The 22,771-nt window shown below is 45.0% G+C and carries 22 protein-coding genes and 1 tRNA gene; 12 read left to right on the forward strand and 11 right to left on the reverse strand.

The annotated features are described in order from the left end of the window. Window positions 1-36: 36 nt before the first annotated feature. From HF888_RS02145 to HF888_RS02155, 3 genes are all read left to right on the forward strand, one after another. Window positions 37-939, forward strand: a complete 903-nt coding sequence (locus HF888_RS02145; protein WP_168367031.1) for an SDR family NAD(P)-dependent oxidoreductase — start codon at window positions 37-39, stop codon at window positions 937-939. Between the two features lie 7 nt (window positions 940-946). Continuing rightward, window positions 947-1,966, forward strand: a complete 1,020-nt coding sequence (locus HF888_RS02150) for an alcohol dehydrogenase catalytic domain-containing protein (protein WP_007018666.1) — start codon at window positions 947-949, stop codon at window positions 1,964-1,966. Window positions 1,967-2,121: 155 nt separating this feature from the next. Continuing rightward, window positions 2,122-2,613, forward strand: coding sequence for a Fur family transcriptional regulator (locus tag HF888_RS02155; protein ID WP_007018667.1), 492 nt, complete (start codon window positions 2,122-2,124; stop codon window positions 2,611-2,613). A gap of 20 nt (window positions 2,614-2,633) precedes the next feature. On the opposite strand, the gene HF888_RS02160 is transcribed toward HF888_RS02155, so the two are convergent. The 3 genes from HF888_RS02160 to HF888_RS02170 form a co-directional block, all read right to left on the reverse strand. Next, window positions 2,634-3,014 carry a MerC domain-containing protein gene (locus HF888_RS02160; protein WP_007018668.1) on the reverse strand — a complete coding sequence of 127 codons (381 nt, stop codon included), beginning with the start codon at window positions 3,012-3,014 and terminating at the stop codon, window positions 2,634-2,636. A gap of 24 nt (window positions 3,015-3,038) precedes the next feature. Next, window positions 3,039-3,713, reverse strand: coding sequence for a DUF1826 domain-containing protein (locus tag HF888_RS02165; protein WP_007018669.1), 675 nt, complete (start codon window positions 3,711-3,713; stop codon window positions 3,039-3,041). A gap of 99 nt (window positions 3,714-3,812) precedes the next feature. Further along, window positions 3,813-4,403 carry a DUF3299 domain-containing protein gene (locus HF888_RS02170; RefSeq protein WP_007018670.1) on the reverse strand — a complete coding sequence of 197 codons (591 nt, stop codon included), beginning with the start codon at window positions 4,401-4,403 and terminating at the stop codon, window positions 3,813-3,815. Between the two features lie 77 nt (window positions 4,404-4,480). Between HF888_RS02170 and HF888_RS02175 the strand changes: the two genes are divergently transcribed. The 4 genes from HF888_RS02175 to HF888_RS02190 all read left to right on the forward strand — a co-directional run bounded on the left by HF888_RS02175 (window position 4,481) and on the right by HF888_RS02190 (window position 8,667). Next, window positions 4,481-5,152 carry an ABC transporter ATP-binding protein gene (locus tag HF888_RS02175; RefSeq protein WP_007018671.1) on the forward strand — a complete coding sequence of 224 codons (672 nt, stop codon included), beginning with the start codon at window positions 4,481-4,483 and terminating at the stop codon, window positions 5,150-5,152. Next, the gene (locus tag HF888_RS02180; protein ID WP_007018672.1) at window positions 5,149-6,585 is read left to right on the forward strand and encodes an ABC transporter permease; all 1,437 of its coding nucleotides are present in this window, start codon (window positions 5,149-5,151) and stop codon (window positions 6,583-6,585) included. Before HF888_RS02175 ends, HF888_RS02180 begins: the two co-directional genes overlap by 4 nt. Before the next feature lie 455 nt (window positions 6,586-7,040). Beyond that, window positions 7,041-8,042, forward strand: a complete 1,002-nt coding sequence (locus tag HF888_RS02185; protein ID WP_007018673.1) for a 5'/3'-nucleotidase SurE — start codon at window positions 7,041-7,043, stop codon at window positions 8,040-8,042. Window positions 8,043-8,052: 10 nt separating this feature from the next. Continuing rightward, window positions 8,053-8,667: a hypothetical protein gene (locus HF888_RS02190; RefSeq protein WP_007018674.1), complete on the forward strand. Its 615-nt coding sequence runs from the start codon at window positions 8,053-8,055 to the stop codon at window positions 8,665-8,667. A gap of 354 nt (window positions 8,668-9,021) precedes the next feature. Here HF888_RS02190 and HF888_RS02195 read toward each other — a convergent pair. The 5 genes from HF888_RS02195 to rpsU all read right to left on the reverse strand — a co-directional run bounded on the left by HF888_RS02195 (window position 9,022) and on the right by rpsU (window position 14,171). Continuing rightward, window positions 9,022-9,098, reverse strand: a tRNA-Ile gene (locus HF888_RS02195). Window positions 9,099-9,425: 327 nt separating this feature from the next. Then, the gene (rpoD, locus tag HF888_RS02200) at window positions 9,426-11,246 is read right to left on the reverse strand and encodes an RNA polymerase sigma factor RpoD (RefSeq protein WP_007018676.1); all 1,821 of its coding nucleotides are present in this window, start codon (window positions 11,244-11,246) and stop codon (window positions 9,426-9,428) included. A 154-nt stretch (window positions 11,247-11,400) separates the two neighbouring features. Beyond that, a complete protein-coding gene (gene dnaG, locus HF888_RS02205) occupies window positions 11,401-13,386 on the reverse strand; it encodes a DNA primase (RefSeq protein ID WP_007018677.1) in 1,986 nt (661 codons plus the stop codon). Between the two features lie 96 nt (window positions 13,387-13,482). Next, window positions 13,483-13,932, reverse strand: coding sequence for a GatB/YqeY domain-containing protein (locus tag HF888_RS02210; RefSeq protein ID WP_007018678.1), 450 nt, complete (start codon window positions 13,930-13,932; stop codon window positions 13,483-13,485). A 23-nt stretch (window positions 13,933-13,955) separates the two neighbouring features. Further along, on the reverse strand, window positions 13,956-14,171 hold the full coding sequence (gene rpsU / locus HF888_RS02215) for a 30S ribosomal protein S21 (protein WP_007018679.1): 216 nt from the start codon (window positions 14,169-14,171) through the stop codon (window positions 13,956-13,958). 265 nt (window positions 14,172-14,436) lie between these two features. Here rpsU and tsaD point away from each other — a divergent pair, with 265 nt between their 5' ends. The 3 genes from tsaD to folK all read left to right on the forward strand — a co-directional run bounded on the left by tsaD (window position 14,437) and on the right by folK (window position 16,782). Further along, window positions 14,437-15,462 carry a tRNA (adenosine(37)-N6)-threonylcarbamoyltransferase complex transferase subunit TsaD gene (gene tsaD, locus HF888_RS02220; RefSeq protein ID WP_007018680.1) on the forward strand — a complete coding sequence of 342 codons (1,026 nt, stop codon included), beginning with the start codon at window positions 14,437-14,439 and terminating at the stop codon, window positions 15,460-15,462. Between the two features lie 395 nt (window positions 15,463-15,857). Continuing rightward, window positions 15,858-16,280 carry a dihydroneopterin aldolase gene (gene folB / locus HF888_RS02225; protein WP_007018681.1) on the forward strand — a complete coding sequence of 141 codons (423 nt, stop codon included), beginning with the start codon at window positions 15,858-15,860 and terminating at the stop codon, window positions 16,278-16,280. 19 nt (window positions 16,281-16,299) lie between these two features. Beyond that, window positions 16,300-16,782 (forward strand): 2-amino-4-hydroxy-6-hydroxymethyldihydropteridine diphosphokinase, encoded by a 483-nt coding sequence (gene folK / locus HF888_RS02230; protein ID WP_007018682.1) that lies wholly within the window; start codon window positions 16,300-16,302, stop codon window positions 16,780-16,782. 360 nt (window positions 16,783-17,142) lie between these two features. Here folK and HF888_RS02235 read toward each other — a convergent pair whose 3' ends face one another. From HF888_RS02235 to traF, 3 genes are all read right to left on the reverse strand, one after another. After that, the gene (locus HF888_RS02235; RefSeq protein ID WP_007018683.1) at window positions 17,143-17,874 is read right to left on the reverse strand and encodes a pteridine reductase; all 732 of its coding nucleotides are present in this window, start codon (window positions 17,872-17,874) and stop codon (window positions 17,143-17,145) included. Next, complete coding sequence (locus tag HF888_RS02240) at window positions 17,867-19,114, reverse strand: multifunctional CCA addition/repair protein (RefSeq protein ID WP_040298154.1); 1,248 nt, start codon at window positions 19,112-19,114, stop codon at window positions 17,867-17,869. Before HF888_RS02240 ends, HF888_RS02235 begins: the two co-directional genes overlap by 8 nt. A gap of 162 nt (window positions 19,115-19,276) precedes the next feature. Next, window positions 19,277-20,977, reverse strand: a complete 1,701-nt coding sequence (traF, locus tag HF888_RS02245; RefSeq protein WP_083771936.1) for a conjugal transfer protein TraF — start codon at window positions 20,975-20,977, stop codon at window positions 19,277-19,279. Window positions 20,978-21,128: 151 nt separating this feature from the next. On the opposite strand from traF, the gene HF888_RS02250 reads away from it, so the two are divergent. Further along, a complete protein-coding gene (locus HF888_RS02250) occupies window positions 21,129-22,049 on the forward strand; it encodes a DMT family transporter (protein WP_007018686.1) in 921 nt (306 codons plus the stop codon). Window positions 22,050-22,115: 66 nt separating this feature from the next. Next, entirely contained in the window at window positions 22,116-22,757 is a 642-nt protein-coding gene (locus tag HF888_RS02255) for an LPP20 family lipoprotein (protein WP_007018687.1), read from the forward strand. Window positions 22,758-22,771 lie beyond the last annotated feature (14 nt).

Below are 22,771 nucleotides of genomic sequence, written 5' to 3' on the forward strand. Positions count from 1 at the left end.
GGGTGGGTTTATTCGTCTGTTTTTAAGTCTAGTGGATTGAGACCAGATCAAAGTAAAGACTATCGATGCGCTTTAACTAATGTTGTTAACAGAGAGACTTTCATGAAATTGACTCCCAAAGGAAATCGGGTGCTCATCACAGGTGCCGCCAAAGGGTTTGGCCGAGCGTTAGCATTGTCCTTTGCCCATAGGGGCTGGCGCATTCTCTTGTCTGATATTGATACCGAAGGATTAGCCGAAACAGCTGAGCTCGTTGATTTAGCTGGTGGTATGGCGCACTGGGTACAATGTGACATAACTCAGCCTGAACAAGTAACTCGTATGTATGATACCGCCATGGAATTGTGGCAAGGTGTGGATGTACTCATTAATAACGCCGGTATTTATGCTGGTGGGCGTTTTGCTGATATTCCTGAATCTAATTGGTCAAAGGTACTCGATACTAATTTGATTGGGACAATTAGATGCTGTCAAAAATTTGTACCAATGTTTCAAAAACAGCGCAGCGGTCGCATAGTAAATATAGCTTCATTGTCGGGTATTTTACCGATGCCAGGTTCAGCATTTTATTCCATTTCCAAAGCAGGCATTGTGAATCTTTCTCAAAATTTACGCATAGAACTTCGTAGTTATAAAGTAGGTGTCACCGTCGCGTGCCCTAATTTATTTCCAACGGGAATTTTTGACAATGCAGAGGTATTAGACCCAGCTATGAAAGGCGTTTTTGATAACTTGATGTATTATTCAAAGAATACGGCAGCCCAAGTTGCGGAAACCATTTATCTCGCGGTAATGCATGATCGTTTTCTGGTTACCACGCAGGAGGTGAAAGACGTAGAGTTTATAGCTCAGTTTGAAAGCGGTATGGAAAAGTCTGCTTTAGATATGGCGCTACTGGCTAAAAGTCTGAAAAACAAAACCACTCTAAAAAGGCGTTGATTCAAGTATGAATCCATTACCCAGTACCATGAAGGCGCTTCAAATCGATTCGTATAAAGACGCACTGTCGTTTAACTATATTGATAAGACCACCCCCAAGCCAAGCAAAAACCAAGTATTGATTCGCATCCGTAAAGCTGCCGTCAATCCATCTGATCTTGCGTTTGTCACAGGCAATTATGGCTTTAGTAAACCTTTGCCCGTCGTACCTGGAATGGAAGGCTGTGGCGAAGTAGTAGCAACAGGAGACCACTCATCCGCCGCATCTTTGCTAGGCAAGCGTGTTGCCTGCATTGCGGGCGACGGTGATGGTACTTGGGCAGAATATATGTTGGCTGAGTCGCATCAATGCATCCCGCTTGAAGACGATGTGCCTGACCAGTATGCAGCTATGCTTATGGTCAACCCAATGACAGCACTGGCATTAATGGATCATGCAGAACAGAAGGGTCATAAGACGCTGATACTTAATGCTGCCAGCAGTGCCCTATCTCGAATGATCCGGCTTCTCGCTCAAGAGACGGGTATTCGAGTAATTAATATTGTACGTCAAAGACGCCAAGCAAAAGACATGAGCAAGAGTGGGATTGAATTCGTTTTGAATTCATCCTCACAAGACTTTACCACTTTACTCTCTGAAATGTGTCAGCAATTGAATGCAAGCCTGCTACTGGATGCAGTTGCTGGAGAAAGCACTGGCCAAATTCTTTCCTGCATGCCAGAGGCGTCCGAAGCCGTTATATATGGTGGTTTATCCGGTAAAGGCCCCTCGCTAAACATTGGTCATTTAATCTTTCAGGATCACATAATCCGAGGTTTTTGGCTGGCTCACTATTTGAAAAAAACAGCACCGGAGAAGCTAATCAAATTAAGTCAGCGTGCTCAATGGTTGATGCAGCAAGATTTGGATATTCGTATTCAATCTGAACCTCCACTCAAATATGCAGCACATCGCATCGCATCCTATGCGGCCAACATGTCTAAAGGGAAAGTACTTATTACGCCCGCCGAACATGAAGCAATCTGAGTTTTTATTGTTTTTTGACAGTGACTAGTCGCGCTAGATGAATAGATGAGCTAATCATGCCGGTTGACTATTTCCACAATGGTCAGAATAATCGCGAAGCGCTAGCATGCAGTGTATGATATAGGCTGAATCACCAAGCATCATGAAGTCTAGCGATGGAAAACAGTAACATGACAAATAGCCGTGTTTCTAACATCTTGAATAAAGCACAAGAGAAGTGTCAGTTGAACGGTGCTCGCCTGACGCCTAAGCGCCAGGCGATTTTGCAAGTGCTGTTAATGTCTCCTACGCCGTTATCCGCCTACCAAGTAGCAGAGCACTACAAGCAAGAAACAGATGAAAGTATGCCGCCTATGTCGGCTTATCGCATTCTTGACTTCTTGGCATCGGAAGAGCTGGTGCATAAGCTTAATTCAGAAAACAAATACATTGCTTGCAGCCATATTGCCTGTGACCATCAGCATGAGATTCCGCAATTTCTAATTTGTCGAAACTGTCGAACAGTAAAAGAAATTGGCGTGCCCGACAGTATCATTAAGAACTTGGGTAAGCATGTAGATCAAGCAGGTTTTCGCTTAATGAATTCCCAGCTTGAACTGGATTGTATTTGTGCGAAGTGCGATAACGCGAGTAAGACAAACTCATAATTGTTTACCTCTTTCAGCACTTACCCACCTTGGCAAAGTCGATAGTTTTTAAAGTGAGCAGCTGCTATTGCTATCGCACCTATGACCGTCACTACTACTTCCCATTCATGACCGAAAAGTGGTTCAACGGCAGCCACGGCCAAAACCATAAGTGTTAAACCGATTATACCGATAGCGGTCACATTGAAACGTTTATGTTTTTTACACCCGCTATACAGCGCAATGGCACTGAAAGGAATCACTGCTATGAGCATCCACATATGAACAGATTCGTTGCCTAGAATCACGGCAAGGCTAGCCGGAACAAAAACAACGAATATAGGCATGGCAATGCAGTGAATAAGACAGAGAAGGGAAAGACTAATGGCAATTTTATCGCCGAGATATTTAGCTGACATCATTAACATTTCCTTATTCAACCGTAATCACTGAACCATATCCAGAGTGAGCAAAAGACGTTGTGTATGTTGTGGTACTTTAGGAGATCGATGTACTAGACCAGAGCCTTCGTTACCTATCCAGCGCTCACCTTTTAAGAGAGCAGCATCTCCGCCGTTTAATTTCTGTATGTGATTAAGATCGGTAAGTAAGCCGGATTCCTCGTCAGGTAATCCTCCATTACCGGCCCCCAGTTTTTCTCTGTTCACGTTTTTATGTTCGACCCATTCGCTTCCGGGGCCAAAATACGTGGTAACTAATCGACAGGGCACCTTATCTACATGAAAGCGAGGACACATAGCACGATCTATCTTGGTTAAGCGAATCCCCGCTTGCTCTGTCCCAAGTAAGCAGCAAAACATATCCACAAGATCTGCAACGTCTTGAAATAAAGCGAGAGCCGTATCGCTAATACCAAACTCATCACTGAGTACATCGATGGCATTGTCAGGCGTTGCTATGAGCGCATTACTGGAAGATGCCTTGGATGACAAGAGGTTGGTTGCAGCGGTTGCTATCTCAGCGGAAAGATCTCGTTGCAGGATGGCAATATTTGTATGCTCTTGGTAAATCTCGGTAAATACATCTGGCTCAGTCCCAATGGCTGCGCCAGGCGGAGCCGCGATCACGGGTTCTGACGTCGAAGAGGGTGCAGGTATCATAACTTTGCCTCCTGTCGGATTGACTAAAAGATATGATATATTATATCTTTTGTCGGCAAAGAGAAGTTCCCAGCGTTCGCTATTCTGAAATCATGTTAATTAGTTGCTTTGCGATGGCGGCTCTGTGTAAGGCTCTATGTTATGGACTTCCATGGTGTAGGCCGATTTAGCTACCGAATTTTCAATGAGTTCAGTGACAAGCTTGCCTTCAATCCAAAATGGATCGTAGAGTACTTTGAGCTGAATACCTTTATCGAATTTCGAATAAATAATCTGATTGGGCGGCGGTGGAGGTACATGAATACAAGCGCCGAAGAAGGGCACAAAGAAAAAGCGAGTCACCACTTGTTCATCGTCAAATTCAAGTGGAACGATGAAGCCAGAAACGCGGACTAATTGGTTATTGTATTCAGCTTTAATATCGGTGGACGCTAAGGCTCTTTGATAGGGGTCGTCTTTATCAGCGAACTGATCACTGCTCAATTGACCGGACAGTTGATCGGCCTCGCTACCGTCTTCGATTTCATCAAGATAGGCGGGTGGATTCTTAAGAGCCTCTAAATCGTGCTCGGGAATCAGGTCGGTCCAATCAATGGTGGTATATTGGCTGTTCGCATCATTAGACAGGCTGGCTTGAGACAGCAATAATGTGGTCATGCCCATAGTGATCAATAACAAAAATCGCAACATAAGATCGCTCAGCTCAATACAACGTAGAAGCCTGTATTAAACGCGGCAAAAGCAAAACTGTCAAAGAGGTTGACTCATTGCAAACAGCAGACGTTAGCAACAGCATTGAAATACAAAATCTATGCTTTCAATACGAAGCAGCCACACCTTTACTCAAGGTTGCTCATTGGCAATTGGCCGCCGGTGAACAGGTTTTATTAAAGGGCCCATCAGGTATTGGTAAGTCTAGTTTTCTAAATTTAATCGCAGGTCTGTTTGATCCCCAGCAAGGCGAAGTTCAAGTATTAGGTTGTTGCCTGAATGACATGAGTGCCAGCCAAAAAGATCGCTTCCGTGCACAGCATGTCGGCATGGTACAGCAGACGTTTAATCTTATTCCGTATTTAACTGTTAAGCACAATATCGCCCTGGCTCAGCGTTTCGCTGGACTCAAGTTGGATGAGCAAGAGCTTAGCCAATACTTAAACTCAACGAACTTGCCTTTAACTGTGGCGGATAAAAAAGTCAGTGAGCTAAGTGTAGGTCAGCAGCAACGTATCGCTATTATCCGAGCGTTGATAAACAAGCCACAAATATTGCTGGTGGATGAACCAACTTCTGCACTTGATGACAATAATACCCATGACTTTATGAACTTACTCATGAAACTAAGTAAACAAACACAAGCCAGTTTATTAATGGTGAGTCACGATCAGCGAGTCGAACGCTATTTTGACAATGTGGTACAGCTAGAGGAGATTAACTCATGATGCGTTTGTTTTTCTCTACTGTATGGCAAAGTTTGCTGCATCGTCCTGTGGCCATTGGTATGACTATCGTGTCCATCTTTATGAGTGTGTATTTGCTGATTGCCATTGAACACTTGCGAGGACAAAGCCAAGAGAACTTCAAGAATACGGTTTCCGGCGTTGATCTTTTGGTTGGGCCTAGAGGTAGCGGAACTAACCTGCTTTTATATTCGATTTTTCAGATTGGTTATCCCAGTGTGAACATTTCTTGGGATACTTATGAAGCACTATCAAAGCATCCACAAATGGATTGGACCATTCCCATTTCATTAGGGGATAGTCACCGCGGTTTTCGTGTGATTGGTACGACGGAAGATTATTTCAAACATTACCGTTATGGACGCAAACAAAATCTGGCCTTCCAGCAGCAAGGTCAGAATAGCCATGAACACCACGATCACGACCATGAACATGATCACGTGGAAGATCATCAAGCCGAAAACCAAGCAAACCACTTAGATTTCCATGGTGCTGTCATCGGCGCCTATGTGGCACAAAAATTAGATTATCAAGTAGGACATGAAATCACCTTAAGCCATGGGCTATCAGAAGCGAGTTTTCATCACCATGATGATCATCCCATAAAGATACAAGCTATTTTGGAACCGACAGGTACACCCGTAGATAAACTGGTATTGGTTCCTCTTGCGGTAATTGAGGATATTCATGAGCCGGCAAGCAACAAGAAAAGCGCCGCTAGCGGCGAAAGCAGCATTCAGTCAAAGGCAAGTTTTAGTGCAGGTTATTTAACTAGCAAACAAACCAAGCAACAGATTAAAACACCCAAAAAAGAAGAGCATGATCATCACGGGCACGATCATGAATCTCATGACGACCATGATCATGGATCACATAAAACTCCTGAGAATATTACGGCGTTTATGCTGGGCCTCAACAACAAAATGATGACATTCCAGCTACAACATTACATCAATAATTATAAAGGCGAAGCGTTGACCGCTACCTTGCCAGGTGTCGCGCTGACCCAGCTTTGGCAAAGCATGAACATTATGGAAAACACTTTACGCAGCATTGCGGTATTGGTTTTGATCGCATCACTTATTGGTATGAGTGCAACCTTGCTGGCGAGTATGGATGCGCGTAAACAAGAGCTTAAGATTTTCCGCACTATGGGCGCCCACCCACGCTTTGTCTTTGCCTTTATTCTCACAGAAGGTTTTATCATCACGTTTGTTGGTATCGTATTAGCTTTGGCCGCCATACTGATCAGTATTCCAATTGCCAATCAATATTTGATTCAGTATTTGGGAATGACGTTAAGCTTTAACTTCTTAAGTCTCAGCACAGGCATCGTTCTGATTGTCATACTGCTTGCCAGTTTGTTGATGTCTTGTATTCCAGCGTGGAATGCATATCGGAAGGTGTTGGTTTAGCTTGCAATTATGCTTATCTGCGAAGTGTTGCTAAAACGCTATATGTCTATCTGAAAGTCAGCATTTTTTATCAAACAATTGTATCTGCGGCATCCTCATCTAGTGAATCGTAGAAGTTTTTATTCGTGCACATTATCTTTATAAAAGTAATGCTTGTTGAATACTGAACAGGGCTCCTCTCAAATCGAGAGAAATTTGCCCCCCTCCCTAGATATAATCACCTTCGAATAATTTCTGTATAAATCAGTACTCAAGTGCACGAACCCGCATATAAAGACGATTTATTCATACGAGATTTCCAGAAAACTGTGAAACTAAGCTATTAGTCTGATATTCAATAACAGCAAGCTGCGGATAGTCTACTCATTCTCTCATGCTGGTTCGGTAGGAAATGGAGGAATCCATTGTACCGAAAAAAACTCCCCATAACGCTAAACCCACATAAGGAACTGATTATGAAATTAAGCAGAATTATTGCTAGTGCAATTATAGCGACTGGCTTTTCGCTGCCTGCTAGCGCCTTGAATATTATTTTAACCAACGATGATAGTTGGGCGACTGACAATATACAGATCTTGTTTACTGAGCTTAAAGCCGCGGGACACGATGTACTTATGGCCACGCCCTGTTTAGGTCAAAGTGGCAAAGGTGGCGCAATGAACGTAATAAAAGAGGTGAATGTTGATCGTAGTATAGTTGATCAAGGTCAGGTTTGTGTTGGCGATACCGATGAGTCGGTCCCTTATGATGATTTTGTAGCTGGTACGCCTGTAATGGCTGTACTCTACGGCATTGATGTACTTGCTGAGGAAACTTGGGGGCAAGCACCTGATTTGGTTATCTCTGGTCCTAACGAGGGCAATAACCTAGGCTACATTACCAATAATTCAGGTACGTTAGGTGCAGCTAATATCGCTATTGCTCGAGGCATACCAGCTATTGCTATTAGCGCCGACGATGGTGATGCCGAAAAGGCCGTATTAGTCGCCTCTGCAGTAAATCAATTAATTGCAGAGTTAGAAGCCAACCGTGGTGAAAGTGAGCCGCTATTACCAAAGTTTACCGGTTTAAACGTTAATACTCCTGAGGATATGGCAAATAACCTGGGCTTTAAGTTTGCCAATGTTGGATGGAATGCAAGTGACATTGGTTTGAAATTTTTTACTGATCTATCGAAAAGTCGTATCGCTATCCACTTTGTTGCTCTTAGCTTGTTAAAAGACGGCCATGCCAATAACTATGAAGAGGCCACAGGCATTGCCAAATACCTATACAAAGACAAGCCCGGTGTGAGTTTCGTGCGCGATGCAGAATTAATTGATGATAATAATGAAAACAGTGAAGGTGTGTTGGTAGATCAAGGCTATATCACCATTAGTACTATTGAGGCGAACGTTCAGGCCAGCCGCGCGAAAACGGCACTGACCGCCATTAAACTCCATGGATTAACTCAATAGGGTCAACACTATGCGCAGAATACTATTTATCGTCATCAGCGTGGCCATACTGGCAGGCTGTAACGACTACTTACTTGAGCACCAAGGAACCTACCAGACCGCTTATATGGTCAATAACCAAGCTATGCTGGCACGTTTAAGCATCAACAAATTCGGTGCAGTGTTGGTTGTCACTGATGCGCTTGAGCAATCAAGCAGTGTGAATGCCACAATCACCCATGACATGGAGCAGCTTGATTTCGCGGGTGTGTCAGAATGCATTGATGTTGCCGATCGTTTTGAGTGTACGTTAGAGGGCCAAACCATAACTCTAAATAAAACGGTCCCGATGGCAGGTACCAGCCTTGAAGAATTGGCCGGAGAGTATCAACTTTTGAACGACTATGGCGTAGCAACAATAGTCGTTGCTGATAGTGGAAAGTTTTCCACAAATATTAATGGTTGTGAATTGAAAGGGCGGCTAAGCATCGACGCAGACGCTTTGGTAATTAAAAAACTAAAAGACAGCTGTGATAAAAAGGTTGAGTTTGGAGTGGCTTTTAATAGCACAGAAAACTCAGCACCTGAGTCATTAGAAGTATTCGTAAGTGATCACGTTTTAACGGGTGACTGGGTAAAACGCTAATGTTCAGAGCCTCCTTACCGTTCTTGAAACTGTAGTAGTAAACGACTTAAGTCAAGCACTAGAACCAAGATGCTCATCTTGGTTCGTCTTTAGGTTATTGCAAATAAAGGAGCGCTTATTGCACTCTTCTGTTTTTAGCAAAGCCTGCTTTGCGCGGTGTAATGATTAAAATCTTTGATTTTAAGCTGGAGAATAGTCCAATGAGGTTCATCATGAGCGAAGCGAGATGGTGGGCCCAGCAGGGAACAAATAAGACGTTTTTCGAAGCGAAGCTTCGGGTCTTATTTTTCGATAAACATTTGTAATGTTTGGCCGGAGAATAGTCCAATGAGGTTCATCATGAGCGAAGCGAGATGGTGGGCCCAGCAGGACTTGAACCTGCGACCGATCGATTATGAGTCGAGCGCTCTAACCAACTGAGCTATGGGCCCTTTAACTTGATCTTTATTGCTATTACTTCGTTGAATCCTCGTCGTGTACAGTACGTACACTTCCTGCGGTTCGCCTTGTTCTAGCAATAAATCTCTGCGTTAAACCTTGCATCCTAAGTATGGATGCTTCCAGAATCGCTAAAATCCGGCGTTAGCCGAATTCAGAAATCTGCGTTAAGTCTGCAGAGTGAACTGTTCAAGAGATAAACAATTCGGTTTTTCTTATGCGCTTTTTGCCTTTTTCGGGCGGGCATAAAAAAAGAGCCTCGGATTATAAAGTCCTTGGCTCTTTTTTCATAGTCTTAAGTATATGATTTTTAGATGATTTTACTCATCTAGGAACGAACGTAGGTGGTCGCTGCGGCTTGGGTGGCGTAGTTTACGCAGTGCCTTGGCTTCAATCTGACGGATACGCTCACGGGTTACGTCAAATTGCTTACCTACTTCTTCCAGCGTGTGGTCGGTGTTCATGTCGATACCAAAGCGCATACGCAGTACTTTGCTTTCACGGGCGGTTAGGCCGCTTAGTACAGAGCGTGTGGCGTCGGTTAGACCGGTTTCTGTGGCCGTATCAATCGGGCTGTGACCGTTCACGTCTTCAATGAAGTCACCTAAGTGGCTATCTTCATCATCACCGATTGGGGTTTCCATAGAGATAGGCTCTTTGGCGATCTTCAATACCTTGCGGATCTTGTCTTCAGGCATATCCATGCGCTCAGCCAGTTCTTCTGGAGTGGCTTCACGGCCCATTTCCTGAAGCATCTGACGGCTTACACGGTTCAGTTTATTGATGGTCTCAATCATGTGAACCGGAATACGGATAGTACGCGCTTGGTCTGCGATGGAACGCGTAATAGCCTGACGAATCCACCATGTGGCATAAGTGGAGAACTTGTAACCACGACGGTATTCGAACTTGTCTACGGCTTTCATCAAACCGATGTTACCTTCTTGGATTAGATCCAAGAACTGTAGGCCACGGTTGGTGTATTTTTTGGCAATGGAGATAACCAGACGTAGGTTGGCTTCTACCATTTCTTTTTTCGCACGGCGGGCACGGGCTTCACCAATGCTCACGCGGCGGTTAATTTCTTTGATGTCAGAGATTTCTAGACCTACGCGGTCTTTTACTTGACGAATTTTCTTCTGGGCACGCTTTAGGTCGTAGCCGTGGTTTTCGATGATTTGGCTGTAGTCTTTACCAGCGTTAATTAGATCATCAATCCAGCTGTCGTTGCCTTCGTTACCTTGGAAAGACTTGATGAACTCCTGACGCTTCATCTTGGCTTTGCGAGTACAGATCACCATGATCTGACGCTCTTGCACGCGAATGAAGTCTAGGTTGTCACGGGCAGTGCCCACTAGGTCATCAAAGTATTTTGGCGATAGTTTGATTGGCGCAAATAGCTCGGCCAATTTTTCACCTTCTTTATCAGCTTGCTTGCTACCACGGCCGTGTTTTTCGATGGCTTTTTCGGTTTTATCAAGCTGCTTTTCGATTTCCGCCATACGACGTTTTACTTCTTCTGGGTCAGGACCAGAAGGGGCGTCGCTGGAATCGTCGTCATCGTCGTCGCTATCTTTATCTGCTGCGGCTTCCGCAGAAACGGGCGTAGCCGGTTCTGGATCATCGTCGCTTGCGTCGATGAAACCGTTGAAGACATCACCTAGACGGTTGATCTCTTCATCCGCCATGGATTCTTCTACCGCGTCTAATACGGTACGAACAGCGCCAGGGAAGTAAGAAAGGGCGGCCATTACTTCACGAATACCTTCTTCGATTCGCTTAGCGATGACAATTTCACCTTCACGGGTCAGTAGCTCTACTGTACCCATTTCACGCATGTACATACGCACTGGGTCGGTTGTGCGACCTACGTCGGTTTCTACTGCGGCGAGGGCGGCAGCAGCTTCTTCAATAGCGGCTTCGTCTGTGGTGACTTCGCCCATGTTCAATTCATCTGCATCCGGTGCCACTTCAGACACGGTGATGCCGATATCATTGATCATGCGAATGATGTCTTCTACTTGCTCGGGAGTAGCAATATCATCAGGAAGGTGGTCGTTTACCTGGGCATACGTTAGATAACCTTGCTCTTTACCTTTGGCAATGAGTTCCTTCAGTCGGGACTGTTGTGTAACGGCCATAAATACCCTGTATTATCCTGTACTTAGCGCGAATCGAACCCGCAATTATAGTCATTTGCTCAGTTCTTATCCAGCGCAGATTGGTTAGTTTGCCTTAAATGGGGGCTTTAATTTGCGATTCAAGTGATATTCACGGTGGATTTTCACTTATTGGCTATGATTGTCCGGTCAGTTGCCGGTACTTTTCCTGCTCTTGCGGAGTCAGTGTCTCAAATTTACCACCTGCTTTAGTGAGCTTAGCTTGCAATAAGTCTAATTCCACTATGGCAGCGGCCCATTGATAAAGTTGCATGTCTTGCTCGGGGAGTTGCCGCATCCCGCCAAATTGAGCTGCTTTTTTGATCATGCGTGCCTTTATGTTTTTCGCGGCTTTTAATCGTAGTTGGACTAAACAGTCCATGGCCACTTGCTGCTGACTCAAGTGACCCTCTTGTTTGTTGTGGTATTCCGCCAGTTCTTTGAATTGTCGGTAGGCCTCGGCGTCTACTTCTTTATTGAGCAAGCTCAATACACCCAATAGATCTTGTCTTGGGCTTTGTCGCAAGGCCGTGATCATTTGCTGCAATAGCTGTGTATTGGGGCCTTGGAACTCTTGCAAAAAGCCAGTATCGCCAAACGTTTCTAATGCTTGCGGAGCGTGCAATAGAATCGCGATGGCTTGACGAATTAAGCGCGGTTCTTGGCTGCCTGATGTGGTGCTTTGTATCGGTTGCTCGCGGCTCTCGCCCATTTCTTCGTCATAGCTTGAGTACGAGGATTCGTAGTGCTCGTGATGATGGCTTGCGGCCGATGACTGCACCATGGGGTTGGGGGCAGGCGCTAATTCTGGTTTGGCTTCGCTTTCTGCCAACTGCTTGAGTTCGTCCACATCTATGTGGGTATGTTCTTTCAAATCTTGCCAAAACAGGCTGCGCAAGGCGATGCCGGGAATGTTTTTAATCAGTGGTGCTGCCAATTTTGCTAAGCGTGCGCGGCCTTCAAGACTGGCAGGATCATCAATGTCATCTTTTAGAGTTTGCAGTAAAAATTCGCTCAAGCCATCGGCGTCTTGCATGCGCAATTCAAAGCCGTCTTTGCCTTCTTTACGCACTAATGAATCTGGGTCTTCCCCTTCGGGTAAGAACATAAAGCGAATTTGTTGGCCGTCTTCGATGATGGGCAAAACCAGCTCTAAACCGCGTTTGGCGGCACGACGACCAGCTTCGTCCCCATCAAAACAAAATACAATTTCTGGGGCGATCTTAAATAGTTTTTGCAGGTGTGTATCACTGGTGGCCGTGCCTAGTGTGGCCACCGCATAGTGAATACCAAACTCGTGCAAGGCCACCACATCCATATAGCCTTCAACAATCAAAAAGCGTTTTAGTGGTTGGCGAATTTGGCGACATTCATAAAGTCCGTATAGCTCTTGGCCTTTGTTGAAGATAGGCGTTTCTGGGCTGTTTAAATATTTAGGTTTATCGTCCCCAAGGGTACGCGCGCCAAAGCCAATGGTGCGGCCACGCACGTCGCGAATAGGAAAAATAATACGGTTGCGAAAGCGATCATAATGGCGACCTTGATCATTCTTAATCGTCAAACCAGCGGTCACCATGGCGGCTAAGCTTTCGTCATCGTTGGCTAATGAGTCTTGCAGATTCTGCCAGCCTGGCGGGGCAAAGCCAATATTAAAGAATTTAGCGGCCTTACCGGATAATCCGCGGTTTTTGAGATAATCAACGGCTGCTTGTTTGGCATCGTGATAGCGCAATTGGCGTTGGTAAAATTCGTTAGCGCTGCCCATGAGTTCGTATAAATTGGTGCGCTCTTCTTGTTTCTTTGCTTGCTGTGGTGATACTTCTTCTCGCGGTACTTCCATGCCCACGCTGTCGGCGAGCATTTCTACCGCTTGCGGGAAATCCACATTATCGTATTCCATAACAAAGCCCACGGCATTGCCTTTGGCGCCGCAGCCGAAACAATAATAAAACTGTTTATCTGAGCTGACGGTAAAACTAGGGGTTTTTTCGTTATGGAAGGGGCAGCAAGCGCTGTGATTTTTGCCTGCTTTCTTAAGTTTTATGCGGCTATCTACGACATCCACGATATTCACGCGATGCAATAGATCATCAATGAAGCTTTGAGGTATCAAGCCTGCCACAAATAAAGAACCTAAAAGAAATTTTAAGGGCTATAGATTGCCAGTTTTGCACTGACTTGGGAATCTAGGATCTGGCGGTCTGGATAAAAGAACGAATTAAGCCAGTTTTTCTTTCACAAGTTTGCTAACAATGCCCATATCGGCACGACCTTGCACTTGTGGTTTAACCAATGCCATGACCTTGCCCATATCCTGCATACCGGCAGCATCGCTATCGGCCACTGCTTTATCCACAATGGCCGCTAGCTCTTGCTCAGTTAGGGCTTCTGGCAAGAAGTCCTGGATGACACTGATTTCATACTGCTCTACTTCAGCAAGCTCGTCGCGGCCTGCTTCTTCATACTGCTTGATAGAGTCACGACGTTGCTTTGTCATTTTATCGAGAATGACAAGTACGCGCGCATCATCCAGTTCGATGCGTTCGTCAACTTCAACACGCTTGAGCTCAGCTTGGATGGTACGCAGGGTCTGCAGGCGAGGTTTATCTTTCGCACGCATTGCATCTTTAACCGCTGCTTTTAATTCTTCAACCAATCCGTTGCTCATGGGATGTCTCTATAAACGTTTTATTAGTAAAGGCGAGTCATCTTGCGCTGTTCACGCATTACTTTCTTCTGGTGACGCTTAACTGCAGCTGCTTTTTTACGCTTACGCTCAGCAGTTGGCTTTTCAAACTGTTCGCGACGACGTACTTCAGACAATACGCCTGCTTTTTCGCAAGAACGCTTGAAACGACGTAGTGCTACGTCAAATGGCTCGTTTTCTTTAACTTTAACTTGTGGCATTCAATCTACCTACTTATATGTCTCGGTTGACTAAACAGAAGACAAATTCGTCTGCTGTTAAGAATTTGTTTCTCGTCTGACTGGTTTTTATCCAGCCAGTCCCTACAGAGGCGCAGCATTCTACTCGCTTTGAGCATCAAATGCAAAGCCCAATCCAGTATAGAACATACGGCTCAAGCCTGCTTTTAAGCCCCATGTTTACTGGGCTCTGGCTAATTGGGCCCGCTCTCAGTAGAATGTGCCAGCAATTTTTATTGAGGTGGTCATGCGGGTTTTAGCCATAGAAAGCAGTTGTGATGAAACAGGCATCGCGATTTACGACAGTGAGCAGGGATTATTGTCCCACGCGTTGTACAGTCAGATTGAAATGCACGCTATTTATGGCGGTGTCGTGCCAGAATTGGCCAGTCGTGATCATATTCGTAAGGCTATTCCTTTAATCAAACAAGTTATGGCGGAAGCCAATACCACTTCTGACGATTTAGACGGTATTGCTTATACGTCAGGCCCTGGCTTGGCTGGAGCGCTGTTAGTGGGCGCTTGCTTGGCTCGCTCGTTGGCCTGGAGCTGGGATATTCCGGCACTTGCGGTACACCATATGGAAGGTCATTTATTAGCACCGTTATTAGAAGACCCGGCCCCCGAGTTTCCATTTGTGGCGTTGCTGGTCAGTGGCGGGCACACACAATTGGTGGATGTACAGGGTATTGGTCAATACGAAGTATTAGGTGAAAGCATCGATGATGCCGCTGGTGAAGCCTTTGATAAAACCGCCAAAATGATGGACTTGCCGTATCCTGGTGGCCCGCATATTTCGAAATTAGCAGAAAAAGGCACGGAAGGGCGCTTTAAATTCCCGCGTCCAATGACGGATCGGCCCGGTTTGGACTTTTCATTCAGTGGTTTGAAAACCTTTGCGCGTAATACTATTACTCAATGCCGCGAAGAAAGTGGTTTAACCGAGCAAGATAAAGCGGATATTGCGCTGGCGTTTGAGCAAGCCGCAGTGGATACCCTAGTGATTAAATGCCGCCGTGCATTAAAAGAAACCGGTCGTAAGCGTCTAGTCATCGCCGGTGGTGTGAGTGCCAATCGCTATTTACGTGAGCGTTTACAGCAAGAATTAAAGAAACTGGATGGGGAAGTGTTTTATCCGCGTCCAGAGTTTTGTACCGATAATGGAGCGATGATTGCCTATGCCGGTTGTCAGCGCTTAATGGCAGGGCAGAGAGATGGGGAGGAGATAGTTGTGCATCCCCGCTGGCCCATGGATGAGCTTTCGGCTGTTTAACCCTAGCTGCATTGCTGTAGCTGCGTTATAAATTTTATCAGAATCCTCATGTACTACTTGTACACTGCGGTTCTTCAAAAATTTATGCCTTGCTACAGCTGCTTCGCTAACGGGTTAATTCAGCGAAAGTACTGATATTGATTGAAGTTAGTTATGTTGCCAATACTGTGTTGCTGAAAAAATTTTACTCGTTACATAGGCAAGCTATGCGCCTCGCAAAATTTTTTCATCGCCTTGTCTTGGCTGCCTCAGTTACGCTTCTGCCAAAGATTTTGCATAGAGTTGTAGGATACCGACCGGGTGAGGCGATAACCTACCAAGCATCAAAATAATTTATGTGAATGTGCACTTCACACTATGCACCTAGCGGTGTAATAAATATTTAATGGATAAAAATGGATAAAGTCTTTATCAATCAGCTGACCATCGAGACTATCATTGGTATCTACGATTGGGAGCGTGAAATTAAGCAGCGTGTTGTGTTGGACTTGGAAATGGCTTGGGATAATAAGCCAGCCGCGCAGTCCGAGAATATTGAGCTAGCGCTGAATTACAAAGCGGTGTGTGACCGCTTGCAAGATTTCATTGGCAATAATGGCTTCCTTTTAGTGGAAACCATGGCGGAGGCAGTGGCACAATTGCTCATGCATGAATTCAATGTGGGATGGTTGCGCCTAAAGGTGACCAAGCCCGATGCTATTCCGCAGGCCCATGGCGTGGGTGTGGAAATCGAGCGAAATGAAAAGGATAAATTAGCGGCGGACGCTTATTTAAATACATACACGGCGAAGCCAGAGGTTTTGGCCGCTAAAAAGTAAACAAGGGTTAGGGGTTTTTGTGGCAGTAGTTTATGTCAGCATTGGTAGTAATATCGATCGCGAAAAAAATATCAAAGGGTGTTTACAGTCTCTGGCGCAAACCTTTGGCGGTCTAACCTTGTCTCCGATTTATGAAAGTGAAGCGGTCGGTTTTGATGGGGATAACTTTTACAATTTGGTAGCCAAGTTTGATACAGATCTGTCTGTAGGTGAATTGAATCAAGCGTTAAAAGAAATCGAAGATGAGTACGGTCGTGATCGCTCAGGCCCGCGCTTTAGTGGTCGTACTCTGGATATAGATATTCTAACTTACGATGATTTAGTAGGCACGTTTGATGGTGTAGAGCTGCCTCGCGATGAGATTACTAAAAACGCGTTTGTGCTTTTGCCTATGGTGGACTTAGCGCCTGATGAAAAACACCCTGAGCTCGATGTCACGTATGCGCGCTTGTGGTTTTTCTATGACAAAGAAAAACAAAATCTGTGGCAAGTTGAGCTCTAGTTGTGAATTGTGAGTTTGCCGTCATCCTCAACTTGATTGAGGATCCATCCACATAGTGTTGAATTGTGAATGTTGAATTATGAGTGATGGATTCTCCGGTCTGTCGCTTCGCGACGCCGGAGAATGACGGTCAGGTTAGCCATACCTGACTTGATCGGGTATCCATTGCACGGTTTGAAATCAATTGGATGGATTCTCAGTCAAGCTGAGAATGACGACAGCGGTTGTCATCCTCAACTCGATTGAGGATCCATTATTCGGTTTAACATCAATTGGATGGATTCTCAGTCAAGCTGAGAATGACGATAGTGTTCAACACTCAACACTCAACACTCAACACTCAACACTCAACATTCACAATTAAGAATGTACCGTTCGCCCACCATCCACATTGATAATTTGTCCATTAATGTAATCGTTCTCACATAAGAACAAGATGGTTTGAGCAATATTGCGAACGTCACCCAAACGCTGCATGGGCACCTTATTTAGAATCTCTTCTTTTACCGCATCACTCACGTCATCTTTTTCGGGCCACAGAATAGCTCCTGGACTTACGCCGTTAGCCCGCACTTTATTGCCCATGTCTTTTGCTAAAGACAGGGTCAAACTTTTTAAAGCCGCTTTAGTGGCGCTGTAAATCGGATGCTCCTCTAAGCTGCGCTCAGCATGAATATCAATTAAGTTAATGATATTACCTTTCGCGCGCTTTAGGTTTGGTAGTAGAGCTTGCGTTAAAAAGAACGGAACCTGCAGATTAACGGTCATGAGCTGTTGCCATTGTTCTGGAGAAGCCGATTCCCATGGCGTCGGATAAAATGCAGACGCATTGTTAACTAACACCGCGAGCTCATCGGTGATGCTATTAACCCAAGTAATTAACTCAGGCAAGCTTCCCATGTTCAGCTGTGCGCTATAAACATGACAAGAATTGGACCGTTCTTCGTTTAAACGTGCTTGTAATGTTTTTGCGGCCTCTTCGCTTTTGCCATAGTGCAAAAGAATATCATAGCCGGCTTGATGCAATGTTTGCGCTGTGGCGGCACCAATGCGATGGGCACCACCTGTAATCAAAGCAAATTGTTTACTCATTTAAGCACTCATAATCCGATTTGTTTTTTTGCCCTTGCTGAATGGCTTCTACGTAAGCCGCCTCAATGGCTGCCCCTATTTCAGGGCCTTTTAAGCCAGAAGAGGCGATCGTTTTCGTATCGACCTGTTGTACACACCGCAAGAGATAATCAAGGTAATCCATCTGCTTGTACGGCACATTTTCAAAACTGGTTCTGCCACGAGAGTCAGCCTTGCATACGAGTAATAACTGCTCAAATCGCTCTGGTTTTCTCAAAGCATCGGTTTGCTTGAATACCTTAAATACCGTGCTGGGCTTTAATTCAAATGCACGATGCACGTGGGTATGAAACTCGCTGGCTTTTAATGCTAGTTCTTTATGTTTATTGGGTACGCGTAATCGATCGCACAGCGCCTTGATGGGTTTCAATCCTTTTTTCTCGTGACCAATATGACGGGGCCATTCCTCTTTAGGTGTTTTGCCTTTACCCAAGTCGTGAACGAGAGCAGCAAAGCGTACTTCTGTATCTGTAGAAAGTAAGCTGGCTTGTTCTAGGACCATGAGGCTATGTAAGCCGGTATCAATTTCTGGATGGTGTTTTTCGGGTTGAGGTACACCAAATAAATCATCCAACTCTTTAAAGCAGGCCTTAAGTGCGTGGCAATCTTTTAGTACTTGAAAATAAATCCAAGGGCTTTTTTCACTCAATGCTCGTTGTGTTTCAACCCAAACTCGCTCGGCAGTGAGAGTAGCTAGCTCACCGCTATCACTCAGTTCGGTCATGAGCGATAGTGTTTCATCTGCGACGGTAAAACCTAAATGATGAAAACGAGCCGCAAAACGTGCAACTCGTAAGACGCGCAAAGGATCTTCTGAAAACGCTGGGCTTACATGGCGTAAAACTTTATCTTTTATATCTAGCCGACCATTGAATGGGTCAATGATTTCGCCTGATTCGTCTTGTGCCATGGCATTGATAGTGAGGTCACGACGAATGAGATCTTCTTCTAGTGTTACATCGGATGTGAAATCAACAGTAAAACCTTGATAGCCCTTGCCTGACTTTCGCTCTGTGCGGGCTAGGGCGTATTCTTCTTGTGTTTTAGGATGCAAAAATACAGGAAAATCTGCTCCTACTTGTTTGTAGCCTTTGCCTTGCATGTCTTCCGGCGTACTGCCCACCACGACCCAGTCTCGATCTTTTATAGCAATGTTGAGAAGCTGATCGCGAACGGCACCGCCTACGAGATAGGTTTTCATATTGAATGGCATAACGTTGATATCGATACAGTTGAGTCTATCACAGCTAAAGTAGGATGTTGCTAGGATCGGGATGAGTTGCTGCTAAACCAGATAGGGTGAAGAAAAAAGGCCAGCTTGTGCTGGCCTTTTCTAAAGGAGTGTATTGCCTATTGGGATGACTTAGAATTCAACGCCAAACTCAAGTGCGATACCAGCTTCTTTTTCAGGGTCACTTGCGTTGGCCATCAAGCCGATGTCTAAGTGAACAGCAAGAGGTGAAATACCTAGACCAGCTGTTACGACATCTTGATCACTACCCGCTAGGTTCGCTCGGTAACCTGCACGTAGTTGAAGTGTGCGCCAAACGTTTAGCTCAGCACCGATAGAGGCATACTGAGTAGGATCTTCGAAAGCGACTGGATCGTTTTCCATTAGATCTAAATCAAATGCGACTTTGGTCCAGCTAGTTTTGTGGCTGATACCAGCGCGAACCTGAGGGCTAACTTCAACGATGGTGCCAGCTGTGCCATTGCTCTCTACATAACGTGGGCTTTCGAATTCTTTGCCCAGTAGGTTTTTCACTACGAGGCCTGCTTGGAATTGCTTCTCAGCACCAAACTGATATGCCGCACCTAAGTCGACGTTGATTTCCGTGTATTCTTCTGAATTTTCTGTGATGGTATCTCCGTCAAATTCTACTTCATTACCGTTTTCATCTTCACCATCTAAGTCGTATAGGTAATCGAATACAGTTACTTTTTGTAGTTTAGGTGTTACACCGAATGCGATGTCATGGCCTTTGATATTGAAAACGCGAGAGGCGGTTAAACCTAGGTCAGCGATGGCCACACCCACCATTTCAACTTGAGAGTTTAGTGAACCATCATCGGCACCTTCAGCAAGATCACCGTTTTCAAAAATAATGGTGTCGCCTTCGTCGGCGGGTCTATTAGGTCCACCGTAAGCGAAATCACTCACTGCCTCTTCAGCATCTGCTACGTCTTGAGCCGATACACCGCCTACTCCATCGTTAAAGTCTTTCAATGTACTCTGTAGATTTGCAACTGCTGTTAAGTATTTTGATGTTGCGTCGGGGTAACGACGTAAGATATCGCTGTCATCAGAACTGACCAGTACTCGTCCAGAAAAGGTGCCTTGGCCTCCTGCGCTTAGTGCTAGTGAAAACTTTTTGCTAGGAATAGCGAGGGCCATATTGGCGCCAAAATTCATTCGTAGAGCTTTATTGTTTAAATCATCAAGATCGTTTGCGACAGCTTCAGAGTAAACAACAAGCTCGGGGTCAATATTAGGATTTTTACTAAATAAACGCGTATCTAGATAATTTACAGATTCTTCAAGTTTGGTTTCTGCGGCTTCATACTGAGCAGGTAGCACAGCAGTTTCAAGATCTGTTAATGCTTGATTTAGTTTCTCTAGGCCAAGTGGCCCTGTAGACTCATCAAGAACGTTTGACAGTAAGTCCACATTAGACAAGCCACTATTATCTAACTCACTCTCTTCATCAAAATCTTCAACCTCGTCAATAAAGCCATCATCATCGGCAACGACGATGCTGATTTGAGGAATCTTTAGGCCAAAGTGATCATCATCACGGGTAAGAGATAGCAATGCAGGGTTAAACTGAACCGTACTTGCAACTTCTGCCGAAGATACACCGGTTCCACCCATACCCATGGCGCGGGCATCGGTTGGCATAAATGGTACGGCTTGAGCTTGGAGCGTAGCAAGCGAAATGGCGGCACCGAGGAGTAATTTTTTGTTAGGTAGATGCATAGTGGTTCCCTTAGAAATATTGGCCATTATTACTAGCATAGTGGATAACGTAGGAATCCACTGAATCTTGTCAGTATGTAATGGCATATAAACGCAAGCGTTTTATAGTTTAGTGCAATAGGCTGAAATGCAAAAGAGTGTTTTGTGAAGTTAAGCATAGACAATGTTAAGCTTCTGTGAATATTTGCTGCACGATTTCTGTGCGATTTCCTGATTGTTTAGTTAAGGATGCTCTCCGTTGTTACCTGTCATCGCTGTTTATGCGGCTGTCGTACTTATTTGGTCGACGACTCCGCTTGCTATTCGTTTAAGTGTTGATTCAGTGGATTTTGTTCAAGGGTCCGCATTGCGTATGTGGATTAGTCTGGCTTTATGTTTACTGTTGCTACCTTTATTTCGGTTAAAGCTCAGCTTTAACAAATTGGCCATGCAACGCTATATGGCAAGCGCCTTGGGCATCTGTTTTGCGATGCTATGCGTTTATTGGTCAGCACAAACTTTGCCAAGCGGATTGATTGCAGTGCTTTGGGGGCTTACGCCCATTTTAGTGAGTTTACAATCTCGCTGCTTGATTGCAGGTACAAGGCTCGATGGCTTGCGTTTGCTGTCCATGGCCATAGCCGTTCTGGGTTTGTATGTGATCTTCGCGCAGCAAATTGCATTGTCGCCTACCATGGCAGTGGCCCTTGCTGTGTTGTTGTTGGCTGTGAATTTTCATAGCTTGAGTGCAGTGTTATTGCAAAAGCTGCAACTGAAGCAGCAAAGTAGTGAGGATGAGCGCATGCACCCCTTGGTACAGACAACTGGTGGGTTGCTGGTGTCAGCACCCATTTATGCCATAGTATGGCTGTTAATGAGTGGGCCTCTGCCGGAGGTCATGTCATGGACCAGTATCGGTGCCATCGCTTATTTGAGTATCATTGGCTCTGCGGTCGGCTTCATTGGATATTTCTATCTGTTGACCAAGATGTCCGCAGCCGATGCGTCTTTGATTACATTAATGACGCCTGTCATAGCCCTGTTTTTGGGGACGTCTATTGCAAATGAAACACTCTCTGATCGCACTTTGATGGGTGCAGGCATTATTCTATTTGCTCTCTTTATTTATCACTTGAAAAATATCCGACTTGTGCTTGTTCGCTTGGCGCAAAAGGACTGAGCTATTTTCTAAATCATTTACTTTGTGGGCCGATAACTCTTGTAACAAATCAAAAGGAGTAATCGCATGAAGTTTGGGATTAAGGTGGTCACCATAGCCATCATGCTCAGTCTCACCGCCGGGTGCAGCACTATCAGTAACATGTTCGGCTTTGGAGATGAGGAAGAAGAAAAGGTCTCCGATGTGCAGCACAGCGAAAGTATGCTCAAGCCGGTGCAAACCAATGTGGATCCAGTTGCCCCCTTAATTTTGCGCGTCGTAGGTTACGGTGCTATCAACCCGCGAGCAAAGAATATGAGTGATGTGCAAAAGCGTTTGATGGCTATTCGTGCAAGCCGGCTAGACGCCTACCGATCGATGGCCGAAAGAGTTTATGGTACAAAACTCACCGGTAGCTCTACTGTGCGAGACCTTGTCGTTAAAAACGATAATTTTAGAACATACGTCGATACCTTTATTCATGGTGCTCGCGTGGTGTCTAGCGATGTGATGGAAGATGGCAGCGTAGAAACTGTTTTGGAAATGGTGATTGATGCTGGTTTCCGTAACTGCCTTGTTACTGAAAATAGCATGCGCTTTAACTCGGATTGCCGCAGTAAGGTCATGCAAAACGGTTCTAACTCGATGCGCACTAGCCGTTATCAAAATATCAATCGTATCCAAAGTCAGTCTGCGATTCCTGAAACCAATCATTATTTTGTCGATTAATTTTTTGGGTTAAT

Source organism: Bermanella marisrubri, assembly GCF_012295615.1.
Lineage (GTDB): Bacteria > Pseudomonadota > Gammaproteobacteria > Pseudomonadales > Oceanobacteraceae > Bermanella > Bermanella marisrubri.